The organism is Pseudomonas koreensis (assembly GCF_036668835.1).
GTDB lineage: Bacteria > Pseudomonadota > Gammaproteobacteria > Pseudomonadales > Pseudomonadaceae > Aquipseudomonas > Aquipseudomonas koreensis_I.
Genome location: NZ_JAZEVW010000011.1, coordinates 44164 through 57932, shown reverse-complemented (window position 1 = coordinate 57932; position 13769 = coordinate 44164). Strand labels below are relative to the sequence as shown.

At 55.7% G+C, this 13769-nt stretch carries 8 protein-coding genes; 5 read left to right on the top strand and 3 right to left on the bottom strand.

Annotated elements, in window-relative coordinates; genetic code table 11:
• The first annotated feature begins 461 nt into the window (after positions 1-461).
• From V6F91_RS24590 to V6F91_RS24575, 4 genes are all read left to right on the top strand, one after another.
• A complete protein-coding gene (locus V6F91_RS24590) occupies positions 462-977 on the top strand; it encodes an Hcp family type VI secretion system effector (RefSeq protein WP_034154636.1) in 516 nt (171 codons plus the stop codon).
• 135 nt (positions 978-1112) lie between these two features.
• Positions 1113-3155 (top strand): type VI secretion system tip protein TssI/VgrG, encoded by a 2043-nt coding sequence (gene tssI, locus V6F91_RS24585; protein WP_332769051.1) that lies wholly within the window; start codon positions 1113-1115, stop codon positions 3153-3155.
• Positions 3145-3882, top strand: coding sequence for a DUF4123 domain-containing protein (locus V6F91_RS24580; RefSeq protein WP_332769049.1), 738 nt, complete (start codon positions 3145-3147; stop codon positions 3880-3882). Before tssI ends, V6F91_RS24580 begins: the two co-directional genes overlap by 11 nt.
• Positions 3882-8756, top strand: a complete 4875-nt coding sequence (locus tag V6F91_RS24575) for an RHS repeat-associated core domain-containing protein (RefSeq protein ID WP_332769046.1) — start codon at positions 3882-3884, stop codon at positions 8754-8756. Before V6F91_RS24580 ends, V6F91_RS24575 begins: the two co-directional genes overlap by 1 nt.
• A gap of 390 nt (positions 8757-9146) precedes the next feature.
• Here V6F91_RS24575 and V6F91_RS24570 read toward each other — a convergent pair whose 3' ends face one another.
• Together V6F91_RS24570 and V6F91_RS24565 are read right to left on the bottom strand one after the other, a co-directional pair.
• Positions 9147-9776: a hypothetical protein gene (locus V6F91_RS24570; RefSeq protein WP_223027017.1), complete on the bottom strand. Its 630-nt coding sequence runs from the start codon at positions 9774-9776 to the stop codon at positions 9147-9149.
• Positions 9777-10209: 433 nt separating this feature from the next.
• Positions 10210-11163, bottom strand: a complete 954-nt coding sequence (locus V6F91_RS24565) for a hypothetical protein (protein WP_332769024.1) — start codon at positions 11161-11163, stop codon at positions 10210-10212.
• Positions 11164-11931: 768 nt separating this feature from the next.
• Between V6F91_RS24565 and V6F91_RS24560 the strand changes: the two genes are divergently transcribed.
• The gene (locus tag V6F91_RS24560) at positions 11932-12828 is read left to right on the top strand and encodes an HNH endonuclease signature motif containing protein (RefSeq protein ID WP_332769022.1); all 897 of its coding nucleotides are present in this window, start codon (positions 11932-11934) and stop codon (positions 12826-12828) included.
• A 58-nt stretch (positions 12829-12886) separates the two neighbouring features.
• Here the strand turns inward: V6F91_RS24560 and V6F91_RS24555 are convergent, their stop codons facing one another.
• Positions 12887-13489: a terminase small subunit gene (locus tag V6F91_RS24555; RefSeq protein ID WP_332769020.1), complete on the bottom strand. Its 603-nt coding sequence runs from the start codon at positions 13487-13489 to the stop codon at positions 12887-12889.
• Positions 13490-13769: the final 280 nt, after the last annotated feature.

Genomic DNA, 13769 nt, shown 5'->3' with positions numbered 1-13769 from the left:
AACGGAATGCATCCTTCGCTCTACGCGTATTTAAATGCACGGGAAGGAAATCAGCTTAGGTATTTACGCATGTCAGAACGGCTGTTTTTGGCCGAAAGCAGCCAGCCCCCATCACATTATTCAGGAAGGTAGAACGAAGTACTCGCCAGGCATGGCCTAACGCCATACTGCGCAAGAAGTTGCGCACTTGTTCTGTAAAAATGCTCACCGATTCCGCTAGAGGCCATGTATTTCAAGGCCTCCAGCCAAGTGCGCAAGAAGTTGCGCAGCACTGCGCAACTTCTTGCGCACTTCCAGCCACTTCGCTGTTCAAAAAATGCTCAAACCCTCGAGCCAGAGCGGTCAAGTCCCCGGCTCCCGGGGATGTGCCAAAAGCTGGCACGCTCCTTGATAACTCTCAGCCACCCACCGGGCGATTTCGCCTCCGGGCACCCTCAATTTATCCGCAAGGAGAGCACCCCATGGCAACACCAGCGTACATGTCGGTTACCGGCGAAAAACAAGGCCTGATCACTGCCGGCGCTTTCACCGCCGACTCCGTTGGCAACACCTACCAGGAAGGCCACGAAGACCAGGTCATGGTTCAGGCTTTCAGCCACGACGTGATCATCCCGCGTGACCCGCAATCCGGTCAGCCAACCGGTCAGCGCGTTCACAAGCCAGTTGTGATCACCAAGGTCTACGACAAGGCTTCGCCACTGCTGCAAGCAGCACTGACTTCCGGCGAGCGCATGAGCGAAATCGTTATCCAGTGGTACCGCACTTCGGCTCAAGGCACCCAAGAGCACTACTACACCACCAAACTGGAAGACGCGATCATCGTCGCCATCAACAACAAAATGCACAACTGCCAGGATCCAGGCAACGCGCACTTCACCCACCTGGAAGAAGTGCAGTTCACCTACCGCAAAATCACCTGGACCCACGAAGTATCCGGTACTTCGGGTTCCGATGACTGGCGTGCTCCAGTCGTTTAATTACGGCTGACCGTTACACGCATCGGCCAGCTCTGCTGGTCGATGTTGTTTACGCCCCTCCAGAATTTCGCGTACGTTGAGCCGCTTTTTTTGCGGTCGTCGACGAGCGCCGCTGTACAGCACGAGGAACAAGGGATGTTCGCGCCGGCCAATGAAACCCACTTTGCCCTGACCATCGAAGGGCTTTCCGCCGACTTTCAGGTGTTTACCCTCACCGGCCGGGAAGCCATCAGCCAGCCTTTTGTCTTTGAGGTGGAGCTGGTCAGTGAGCAGCCGTCGCTGGACCTCGAAACCCTGCTGCACAAACCGGCCTTTCTGCAGCTGTCGCCTGACGGCAGCGGCATCCATGGCCAGATCTACCGCGCCGCGCAAGGCGATTCCGGCAAGCGCCTGACCCGTTATTCGGTGACGCTGCGCCCACAACTGGCGTATCTGGCGCACCGCATCAACCAGCGCATCTTCCAGAACCTCAGCGTGCCGAAGATCATCGGCCAAGTGCTGGAAGAGCACGGCATTCAAGGCAACGCCTACGAATTCAAGACCGGCTCGATCTATCCCGAGCGCATCTACTGCGTGCAATACGACGAGTCTGATCTGCACTTCATCCAGCGCCTGTGTGAGGAAGAAGGCATTCACTTCCACTTCCAGCACAGCGCCAACGCGCACAAGCTGGTGTTCGGCGACGACCAGACGGTGTTCCCGAAGCTCAAGCCGGTGCCCTATCAGCAAGACTCCGGCATGGTCGCCAGCAACCCGGTGATCAAGCGTTTCGACCTGCGCCTGGAAACCCGCACCAGCCGCACCACCCGCCGCGACTACGACTTCGAAAAACCGCGCCTGACCCTGGAAAGCGAAAACCGTGGCGACGCCCTGCCCGACCTCGAAGACTACGATTACCCGGGCCGCTTCATCGACCGCGAGCGCGGCAAGCACCTGGCCAAACGCGCCCTCGAACGCCATCGCAGCGACTTCCAATTGGCCGAAGGCAAGAGTGATCAGCCACTGCTGGTCAGCGGCCATTTCCTCGCCCTGACCGAACACCCGAAAGCCAAGTGGAACGACCTCTGGCTGCTCACCGAAGTCCTGCATGAAGGCAAGCAGCCGCAAGTGCTCGAGGAGTCGGTGACCAGTGACACCACCGCGCTGAAAGACGATTTCCACCAGGGCTACCGCAACCGCTTCCAGGCCACGCCATGGGACGTACCCAACCGCCCGCCGCTGCGCCACCCGAAACCGCGAATCCTCGGCAGCCAGAGCGCGGTGGTCACCGGCCCGAAAGGCGAAGAAATCCACTGCGACGAATACGGCCGGGTCAAAGTCCAGTTCCATTGGGACCGCGAAGGACAGGCCGACGACAAGACCAGTTGCTGGCTGCGCGTCTCCAGCGCCTGGGCCGGCGCCCAGTACGGCGGCATCGCCATCCCGCGCATCGGCATGGAAGTGCTGGTCACCTTCCTTGAGGGCGACCCCGATCAACCGCTGATCAGCGGCTGCCTGTACCACAAGGAAAACACCGTCCCTTATGCGCTGCCAGCGAACAAGACCCGCAGCACCTTCAAGACCCTGAGCTCCATGGGCGGTGGCGGCTACAACGAACTGCGCATCGAAGACAAAAAAGGTCAGGAGCAGATCTACCTGCACGCCCAGCGCGACTGGGACGAAAACATCGAGCACGACCAGAAAATCCGCGTCGGCAACGAACGCCACGACACCGTTGAAAAGAACAGCTACACGGAATTCAAAGCCGAAGAGCACCACACCGTCTACGCCGACCGCAAAGTTGAGGCGCGGGCGAATGATCACCTCACCGTGGGCGTCAATCAGCACATAAAGATTGGGACTGGGCAGTTCATCGATGCGGGGCAGGAAATCCACCTGAGCAGCGGCATGAAAGTCGTGATGGAAGCCGGCGCCGAACTAACGCTGGTCGGTGGCGGCAGCTTCATCAAGATCGACGCCGGCGGCGTGACCATGAGCGGCCCGGTGATCAACATGAACTCCGGCGGCAGCCCGGGTAGCGGCACGGGCGCCGCCCCGCTGATACCCGGCATCCTGAAACAGGCCGACGCCGACAAGGCCGGCCAGGTCCTGACCCCGGCCCAGATCAACACCCTCAAACGTAACGCGCCGTTCTGTGAAGAATGCGAAAAATGCAAGGCAGGTGCCTGTGCCATCTGATCGAATTACGCCCAAGGATTGGCTGGCACAACAGCCGCTGCAGACTGGTGAACGCCTGTACCTGATCATCAGCGCGGCGAGTGATGCCGATGCGCTAAAAACCCTGTACCTCACCGAACCCACCGCCCAGCTCATCCCGATCTGGGGCGGCACGCCCTACTCCACCTGGCAACCGGTGATGCCCTACCTCACCGAACTCAAAGCCAACTCCGCCTTCCTGCCATGGATCGCCGACACCGACGCCCTCGACTGGGGCTGGCTGGCCGTATCGCGCTCAGAGCCAAACGAAGTGTTCGAGCATCTGCGCAGCCTGACGCAGGTGAAAATGCCGGATGGCACCGAGGTGTTTTTCCGGTTTTGGGATGGGCGGCATATTTATCCGATTCTGCGGGGGCTTGGGGAGAAGGCTGGTGAAGTGCTGCCGGTGTTTGAGCGGTATCTGATCAATGGGCAGGCGCTGGAAGTGGGCACGCGGGTGGTGCCGAAGGTGCGGGACTGGCCGTGGTGGGAAGTGCCGAAGCCGTTGCTGGACAGTTTGACCAAGGAAAACCCTTCGACACTGATTGGCAATCTCCTGCAATGGCTCGAAGAAGAACGTCCGGACATTTACAACGCTTGGCCAGAGAACAACCTGAAGCTGAAAGTCAGCCGTTTCGTGCGCCGCCCGGATGCGCCGAAAAACCTTAAAGAAGCACTGTTAAACCACCTGATTCTGGAGCAAGGCTGATGGATCGCGTTGCCACTATCGAAACACAATTGGACTCCTTCAAAAACAGCCTCAAGCTGTACCGCGAGGAAACCAAGAGCTGGTACGCACAGCTTGCTGACAAAGCCAGCCGAGCCGCAGACATGCCCTCCCTGCTTGGAATGGAGCGCGTGATAAAAGCCGGCGACTCTAGCAAGTCTGTCAGCATGACTGATGGTGATTTTTCATACGTCGCCAAGTGCCCGCTTGTAGGGCCGCTGCTGATTGAGAGCAAATTCGAATCGGTTTTCGACATTCCTATCGGCGATATCAAAGTCGATATCATTGCCGTGGATGGAGGCGCCAAGTCGACGATTACCTTGGATAAACAGGGTAAAGGCAGTTTTCAGGGACAGCCTGGAAAATCCTACAAGATCCACGTCCACGATCAGGTGACACCTGCGCAGATCGATACGCTGTTCAAATCCTACGACGGATTAGCTGCCGATCTAGAAGGATTCCTGCGCAAAGAATGGGCAGGCTTCAAACCGCAGTGGTCGAACCAGAGTGCATCAGCCAAAGCGATGGCAATTGGGGTCGGCATTCTCGAAGGCGGATGGGAAGCTATCAAAGGCGTTTGGGATGGCATCTCGAAGGCCTTGGACATCCTTCAAAACCCTAAAAAGTTCGCAGAGGATTTAGGGGCCGGTGCAGAGGAACTGATCAAGCTGGCCAAAGAGGCGCCAGATGTGATGAAACAGGCCATGTTGCTTGCCAGCGACGAGGCCGCGCTGTTCTTGATGGTGCATTGCGCTTCAATCTGGGTTTCAGCATTGCCACCGACGCAGGCGGCTGGCCAAACGGCGAAGATGACATCTGCAGCCGTTATCGGAATTCTCATCGACATCGTGATATCGGTCGTATTGACCGTCGCAGCCGAAGGCGCCGGGCTATTTTATCTGGCCGCACGTTTAGCGAAGTACGGCCAAATCATCGTCAAAGCTGTCACCGGATTCGTGAAGTCGTTATTCAGCATCATCAAGGGCTTCATGGGTTACGTCGGTAAATACGTCGCGGTCGCCGCTCGTGGAGTAGCGACGCGAGTAGAAAAAGGAGTCGCGCAGCTACGTTTTGATGGCAAACGTAACACGACCGTTGAACACGGCAAGCGCCCTGATGACGCCTCGAAACAATCGAAGAATCCTGACGACAAGAGTGCGGCGCCGGTGCAAGACACCTGCACCAATGGCTGCCCGGTCTCGATGGTCACGGGCGAAGAATTACTGACTCTCACCGATGGCCAACTCGATGGCCTGCTACCGTTTGAGTGGACGCGCCTTTATCGCACCAGTGCGGTCGAGATCAACAGCCGCCTTGGGTTTGGATGGAGCCACGCTCTTTCTCATCGACTGGATTTGGATGATGAGGGCGTCCTGTGGACGGATAACGAAAACCGAACCACTCGTTTTCCCATGCCGACGCAGCAACGCCCCGCCATTATCAACAGCCTGTCGAAAGCGGCCATCTACCTGGGATCGACACCAGGCGAACTCATCCTGACGCAGGCCGGGCAGAATCCGCGCTTTTATCATTTCCGTGCGGGCCGCTTGATCACCATCAGTGACGCGTACAACAACCAGTTACAGCTGAGTTACGACTTTGCTGACCGAATCCAACGCATCGACAACAACGCCGGACGCTCCCTTTTAGTCCGCCACGAAGACCGTCATATCGTTGCCGTGGATTATCAGCAGCGCCGTGCTGAGTACACGGATCAGGGTCAACGACAGGAGCCATGGATCACCGTTCAAACGCTGGTGACCTATCGGTACAACGCGCAAGGCCAGCTCATCAGCGCCACCAATGCTGCCGGTGAAACTGAACACTACCGTTACAACGACCATCACGTCATTTTGGAACGACAACTGGCCGGTGGTGCGAGCTTTTTCTGGGAGTGGGAAAACGAAGGCAAATCGTCACGCAGCATCCGTCACTGGGCCAGTTTTTCGCAGATGGACTCGCAGTACGCCTGGGACGATGCCGGCAAGGTTACCGTTACAAACGCTGATGGTAGCGAGCAAGTTTATGTGCATGACGAAAATGCTCGACTCATCAGCGAGACCGCTGCGGACGGCGCTGAGACTCAGAAGGCCTATGACGACAAAGGTCGGCTGATTGCAGAAAAGGATCCTCTCGGAGCAATTACCGAATACCGTTACAACGATGCCGGCCTGCTTGCCGTTGTTATTCCTCCTGAAGATGCGCCGACGTTCTACGAATATCGACATGGCTTTGTGAGTGAGATTCACCGAGGTAAAGCGAGCTGGAAATACCAGCGAAATAGCCAAGGCGATATCACCCGCCAGACAGATCCTGACGGCAACGAAACACACTACAGCTACGATGCCCAAGGTCGTGTGCTAGAGATCGTTCATCCAGACGGCGGACGGCATCAGCTCGCCTGGAATGGACTGGGTCAATTGCTCGAAGAAGCATTGTCCGATGGTGGTCGTCGTAAATACCGCTACGACGCACTGGGTCGTCAAATCACCCGCCAGGACGAACACGGCTCGATCACCCATTACCAATGGGATGCGGCTGGCCGCTTGACGCAGACCACAAAGCCTGGCGGTGCGACCCGCACTTATACCTATAACGCCTACGGCAAGGTCACAGCCGAGCGCGATGAACTAGGCCGTATCACACGCTACGAATACGCCGACAATCTGCAACTTGTCAGCCGCCGCATTAACCCGGACGGCAGTGAGCTGCGCTATCGCTACGACAACTCACGCCTGCTGCTGACTGAGATCGAAAACGAGCGCGGCGAACATTATCAGCTCGACTATTACTCAAACGGGCTCATACAGCAGGAAACTGGATTTGATGGTCGCCGTACTGCCTACGAATACGACCTGAATAGCAACCTGCTGAAGAAAACTGAATACGGCGACGACGGTAGCGAACTGATCACCGAATATCAGCGTGACTCCGCTGGCCGCCTGCTCGTGAAAACACTGGCTGATGGTGAGGAAATACACTACAGCTATGACGCGCTCGGTCGCCTGGTCAATGTCGATGACGGTCACTGGCCACTGGCTTATGAATACGACTCCCAAGATCGGCTGATCACCGAGCATCAGGGTTGGGGGACCCTGCGCTACGAGTACGACAGCGTCGGCCAACTCAAACATTGCCGTCTACCGGACGGTAGCAAGCTCGACTATCGCCGATTGTCCGGAGGTAATCTCAGCAGCATTGACCTCAACGGTTCTCGCCTCACATCTCACCAGTTCAAGGCTGGTCGTGAACAGCAACGTCAACAAGGCTTGTTGTTGAGTGAGTATCAATACGACGATCAGGGGCGCTTGCAGGCTCACAGCGTCAGCCAACGCGACAGCATCGTGCTGCAGCGCCGATATAACTACGACGCGGCAGGTAACCTCGCAGGCATCAATGACAGCCTTAAAGGTGCACGCAACTTTCACTACGATCCACTGGATCGCCTGATCAACGTTCGGGGTGCAACACCGGAGAGCTTCGCGCACGACCCAGCCGGCAATCTGCTGGGCCAGAATAACGAAGGCACCGCCAATCTTGCGAACGTCCAAGGCAACCGGCTGCTCATGCAGGGCGACCGTCACTACGACTACGATGCCTATGGAAATCTGATTCGCGAGCGCCGAGGTACCGGGCAGAAGCTCGTCACTGAATACCGCTATGACTGCCAGCATCGCTTGATCGGCGTCAGCCTACCCGGCGGGAGTATCGCGATCTACAGGTACGATGCCTTCGGTCGCCGTATCGAGAAAACAGTCGATGGCCACACCACCGAATTCCTCTGGCAAGGCGAACGGCTGATTGTAGAGAGTGGTGAAAATCGATATCGCACCTATGTCTATGAGCCGGACAGCTTTCGCCCCTTGGCGATGCTCGACGGTGAAGGCCCACTGAAAGCCACGCCCTTCTATTATCAGCTCGATCACTTGGGCACGCCGCAGGAGCTTACCGATTACAGCGGCGCGATCATGTGGTCGGCCAAATATCGGGCCTATGGAAACCTGGCTGCGCTGGATGTCGCGGAGATCGACAACCCGCTACGGTTTCAAGGCCAGTATTTCGACGCAGAGAGTGGACTTCATTACAACCGCCACCGGTACTACAACCCGAGCACAGGACGGTTTCTAACTCCCGACCCGGTAAAGCTTGCAGGTGGCCTGAACAACTACCAGTACGCCCCCAACCCTACCGGCTGGGTAGACCCGCTCGGCCTAATGTTCAGGGCGATTACTAAAGCGATTTCTGGTGTTGCGAAAAAGGCACCACTGAAGCCCGCTGCGAACTGCCCCAAGCCTGGAGGATCATCTTCTCCGAGCACTACCCCTACCCTTGCAGACTCCAGCGTAAAGACTGGAGACGTCACCCCGCCGACGGTCGTCGAGTCAAAGCCCGATTTTTATGTTGGCCCATCCGGACCGGACTCGACCTTACCTTCGACGGCATATCGATACATGGGATACAAGGACGCAGACGGAACCGTAAATACTCACGCGCAGAATACGATCAACTCAGGCGACGCACGGCTGTCGTATTTCGGGTTCGATAAATTTGAGACTGGAGACGCGGCTACGGAAGCATTGCAAATGAGGGCGCCGAAGCACATCACTCCTGCTGACCCTGACCCTGCATGGAGTGATGGTCGCCTGCGATTAAAGTTCGACACGCTGCAACTCTATAAGGACGGCGTGCCAACCGTTACAGTGCCATATGAGCTTGGTGGTAAAGGTCCGAACCTGGAGCCCTTCACAAAAGCGTACCCTGGCTACGGTACGGGTGGTGCGCGACAACTTATTCCGAAACCGGGTACCACCACCATCATCAAAGCAGATGAAGTCACGATTTTGCCGGAGAAGTAACAGTGCTAACCGATCTAGAGGCGCGCGTAGCGCTCAAAGAACTGATTGAAAAATACCTCAAGGGAAGAGATCCGGATTTCGACCGTCTGATCGAAATCGTTCAGGACCCTTCGCGTCAAGTCCCGATCAGAGGTGTGCTTGAGGACATTAGACGGTACAACAAAGTCCAGTACACACAGCAGGACCTAGAGCTGATCGACGACCTTTTATACATGTATGGGTAAAGCGCGCTCGGCGCTAAGAACTGCCGCGTATGGAGCGGAAGTAGCTATCAAGCAGTGGTGCAGCCTCCAGCAGCCATCCAACAACGGGAGCCTGGCGAGTGTTGATAGCCCTGTCGTCGAGACCTGACCTGTAAAAGCCCAGCCGAAGCTGGGCCTTATTTTTTTACTATCGCAGCGCCCAGTTGGTCTGGCCGCGTGCAATCACGCCAGGAGTACGACCGTAGCGCTGCGCAAGAGAGGGAGCCAATTCAGGAAAAAGCTCTTCCATATACGGGACCATCATGGCCACGTATACCTCGAAGGAAGGGTGCTTACGCCATTGTCCTCCTTCGATAGTATTGTGGTATGAACGATCAAACCATCCGCGCAAAACTAGCAGCGCCCCCTCAATACGATCTTCCAAGAGATCGGCACTGCGCGCCTTGGTGTGGCCTTCCTTTTTCAAGGTTTCTCGCTCCACGTAAGTTCCTGGGCGATAGCCAGTGATCTCGTGAACCTCCATGATCCGCTCATGAATCTCGCGATGCTCCTTTTGATCGCTTCTAAGATCAGCAGCAAATCGGAAGTCACAGTAAAGGCAATGTGCGACAGCATTCGGACCACCTGGTGAATCCAGGTAATGATCGATCACTGCCTGGAACCGGCTGTTCAGCTCTTTATAATTGCGAACACCGAGAAGCTCCGCCGCGGCAAGGTCTAATCGCTTACCGTGAGGCATTTCTGGATGCGCTTGTTTGAGTTGCTTCGCGAGGCGCTTGACGCTTTGTACGTCAGCGAAAGTAAGGGCGTGTTGCATATCAGCCTCCAAGGGCTGGGCCTGTTGTCCACTACGAGAACCCAATACAGGGCTTGTCTGAAACGGGTGAAATCACGATAGCGCTATTGCTTTGCTAAGAGTGGACGGCGGGCACCTACCGAATGTGCCTATTAATAGGTTACTGGAATCCTAACGAACGCCGCAAGGTAACCAAAAAAGAAATTAGTCTCGTGCTCCTACGGAGGTTGTAGAGTCGGCGAGCGACTAAAAGCGCGGGGGCACTGACGATGCGGTTATCGATTTCCCTCAGAAGATTTCACGACACGTTGGGCGAAAGGAGTTTTCTGAATGGAGTTTCATGAGCGTGAGCCGACTATCACCCATAGTTTCAGCGTTAAGTCTGGGCAACCAGACTTAACGCTGCGGTTGAAATTCTCTAGAAAGCTTTATCCCTAAACTCCAACGCAGCACGTTACTCCTCCGGCTGCTCTTGAACTCCGAGATCCCGATACCTTTGCTTACCCCAAACGTTAGGATCGGGTATCACCTCGATCACCTTAGTTGGCGGAGTGTTTATACGAAAGCCTGGCTCCATCTTTTCACGCATTTCGAGGTACTGACCCAGAAAGGCATCGTAAGCCAGGCGAGGCGCGTACTGAACGTTTCCTTTTTGGTCTACCGCTTCTCCATGGTAGAAGAAGTCCACGCCCTGGCTAAGTGGCACTAGAACGCTGGCGGCAGCTTTGTAGTCGCCTTCATAAAGCGTGAGCCGCAACTGGGCTTTTTCGCCGTACAGCAGGCTCATCTGCTCAGCGAACCAATTGACGTATCGGTCGCCGTTGATCCGCATGGGGTTCCCAGGCAATGTGTAAGCAGTATCTATATCTCGGTTCTTACGAATGCGGCTCGCCATCCCATTCAGTTCCAGTCCCTCCGCGAACTCGACATCAACCTGCTCTCCAGGATCGATTTTGATCGGTTTACTCTTCGAAATCACGGGCCACAACAAATTCTTGGAGAAGAACGAGGCGCCGCCCTTCGACAAGTTTCTCGCTTGCACAATCTCCCATTTAGCTGCAGTCAGGAGCATTGGCGCCGCCGTAATGTTTGTGACACGGACTGTAATGTAGACCTGCTCATTCACTTTTTGCCCATCGCTGCTTTGTCCGAACATCACAGTTGGACTGAGCCAAGCCTCTTTAACAACAAGCCCGCGCCCCTTGCTCACGGCTGTGGGTTCGCTAAGACGCTTTAGCACTTCTTCCGGGATGCCAATACACGTGCTGCTAACGGATGCACCCGCACCAGTAACGATCGACGAGCAAGGTCCCGTGGTTTGCATATTCTGGGATTGCGCCAGAGCAAACTGAGGTAATGCAAGCACCGAAATCATCATCACCGCCCAGCGAACTTTGTCCTTCATCATGGTCGTGTATCAACAGTGGATTTAACCACCGCGCCTTCCCCGGTCACAATTGGTGAGGCCGCACCGTGGGTAGACATCCCGCTGTTCGGAGTGGTACCAGTAGCCTGCGACATGTTCGGTCCTTTGGCTTCAGTTACGACATGAGCACCAGGTCCGGTAACGATAGGAGAGGAAGGATTGTAAGTGGACGTAAAGGGGCTAGGTTGCTCTGCTGGTTGCAACGTTAAGCCTATCTGTTTGGGATTCACTTCAACACGAAACCCTCGATTTTGAACGATTGCTGAGACGGCAACCACCGCAATCAAAACAACGAGTGTGAACGTCACTAATGTAATCTTCCGGACACTCTTCCGTCTTGCGGGCGTCTTACGCGAACGTCTATTCAATTTTGAACTCCTGTAATTATTGCTTGGCAATATCCCCACGGCCGCTGCAGACAGTTGCTGATTCATCTAGGCGAGTGCGAGGAGAGTATCCTAGTTCGCACATGAGACGCGACAGGCTCACTACTCATTCGTTTTCATGCACCAAGACCGACGATATCCATACCCTCGCGGCACAGCTCATCCACATCCCCCCTACGCTTCCAACACCGAACAAAGCATCTTCGAATCATGAATGTGGGCCCAGCGCAGGCTCGTACGACAGTCGGAGAGCGGTCATGCGTTTGACTCAGACGGCACTGTTTAATGTGCATAGGTCGTATGCATACCGGACGCACATGTAGACTCAACGTCCGAGGGTAAAAGGACCAGCACATTTGCTTTTATGATCATCAACGGAGCCGAACGCCCAATGGAAAACCTGTCATCAGCGCGGCTAAAGCCCGGCGCGATCTACACAAGAAACGATCTCAGCGAACTTTTCGGAATCAAAGACGCCACCCTCAAAACCGGCATCTTTCGGCCCAAGGGATACGATTCGGTTTGGTTGTTTGTGACTGAGCAGAAGACACCTGACCGAACCCAGTACGTTGATACCCTTACGGATGACACGCTGCGCATGGAAGGTCAATCCAAGGGACGCACTGACCATCTCATTTTCCAGCATAAGCAACTAGGGTTGGAGTTGTTAGTCTTCCATCGTCGGTCGAGAAAAGAGTACTCCGGCGCGGGTTTCCGATACGAAGGAGCTTTTTGCTACGAAGACGCTTCTGGCTCTAAACCTACCTCATTCGTTTTAAAACGCGAAGGCGCAGATAGTTACGACGTCGATCTGAATGAGATGGAAAGGAAGCTTGGCACTCAAGGGGCATTCGATCCTTCAGACGTCACAGACTCACGCGAGCGGACCTTCGCCGCAATCGTGCAGCGTCGTGGCCAGACTCGTTTTAGGGCCATGTTGTTGAAAGCCTACAAGGGAAGGTGTGCCATAACAGGATGCGATGTTGAACCGGCGCTTGAGGCCGCTCACATCCACCCCTACCAGGGTGATCAGACAGATATGATCTCGAACGGACTGCTCCTACGAGCTGACATTCATACGCTGTTCGATCTGGGACTGGTTTGGATCGACCCAAAGAATTTGTCGATTCAGATCTCGGAGCGCATTCGGAAAAGTAGCGAGTATGCTTCGCTGGATCAAAGACTCCTTACTCTTCCCGAAAACGTGTCAGACCATCCAAGTAAAGCAGCTCTGGAATTCAGAATGAGTTCTAAAAAATGAGGCCACTGGCGCACAACCGCGATGTCAATCGAGTGACCTCAAGTCAGCACGCATATCGTTAAACTTCGCTCAATGCGAATCCGAAGTCGTCACTGGACACTTGAGCTGCTTCGTTAAGCCGCTGGCGCAGCGCAGCCGTTAGGTGCCTCTCCACCTCCCACGGATCCGACAGCGCGGCGAGTTGTGGCGCCAATTGCGGCGACAGGCTCATTAGCGAATGATTAAGCGATCGCGCCGTTTCAAAAGCGGCTTTCTGCACAAAGCTGATTTCCACCAGCTCCCCCTGCGCCTTGCGAAACTCCATCTCAGCCATCCGCGCCAAGTAGTGCTCGCGATGTGCACGCGCTTTCTGAAAGTCTGGGGTCTGCCCTTGCGCAGGATCAGCGGGCGGCGGCGCAGCCATGTTAGTCGGTTCAGATTGTGCAGCGACGTGGCTGTACACATCACGCTGAAGCCGCTCCTGTTGGTGGCGAGCAGCGACGGCAGCCTTGCTCGGGTCAGCGGTATCGCGGATCAATGCTTCGGTGGCCAGAACGTCGACCTGCTTGCCATTGGGGGACAGGACCAGTCGACCGTTTTCCTTCAGCCAGGTGATGTAACTCGGCGACCGTCCGATGTGCGCAGCAAAGGCGCTCTTTGACAGGTACGTAGCTGTGCTCATAAGCCCTCCTTTTCAGCGGCTTTTCAATGAATCCTTTCAAGATTTCAGTGGATTGAAATTTCAGTAAGCTGGCGGACCTCCCACTAACACGATCCCGCGGGTTTCCGACCCCGTACTCTTCGAAAGTCCCCAGGGTCCCCGGCGGTTTTCTGCCCGGGCCGGTCGGTCGACTCGACATCCGAGTGCCATGCCATACCCCATCCCTTTGGAAAGACGGACATCCCTGCGAAGGTTTCAGCTAGAGAGATTCCGCGAGTTCGATAACCCGTGTAGGGGGCGG

What these genes read in the sequence shown, in the direction of transcription:
- V6F91_RS24565 (WP_332769024.1), bottom strand. Translation starts at nt 11,163, where the DNA reads ATGATGAAGGACAAAGTTCGCTGGGCGGTGATGATGATTTCGGTGCTT.
- V6F91_RS24560 (WP_332769022.1), top strand. Translation starts at nt 11,932, where the DNA reads ATGATCATCAACGGAGCCGAACGCCCAATGGAAAACCTGTCATCAGCG.
- V6F91_RS24575 (WP_332769046.1), top strand. Translation starts at nt 3,882, where the DNA reads ATGGATCGCGTTGCCACTATCGAAACACAATTGGACTCCTTCAAAAAC.
- tssI (WP_332769051.1), top strand. Translation starts at nt 1,113, where the DNA reads ATGTTCGCGCCGGCCAATGAAACCCACTTTGCCCTGACCATCGAAGGG.
- V6F91_RS24590 (WP_034154636.1), top strand. Translation starts at nt 462, where the DNA reads ATGGCAACACCAGCGTACATGTCGGTTACCGGCGAAAAACAAGGCCTG.
- V6F91_RS24570 (WP_223027017.1), bottom strand. Translation starts at nt 9,776, where the DNA reads ATGCAACACGCCCTTACTTTCGCTGACGTACAAAGCGTCAAGCGCCTC.
- V6F91_RS24555 (WP_332769020.1), bottom strand. Translation starts at nt 13,489, where the DNA reads ATGAGCACAGCTACGTACCTGTCAAAGAGCGCCTTTGCTGCGCACATC.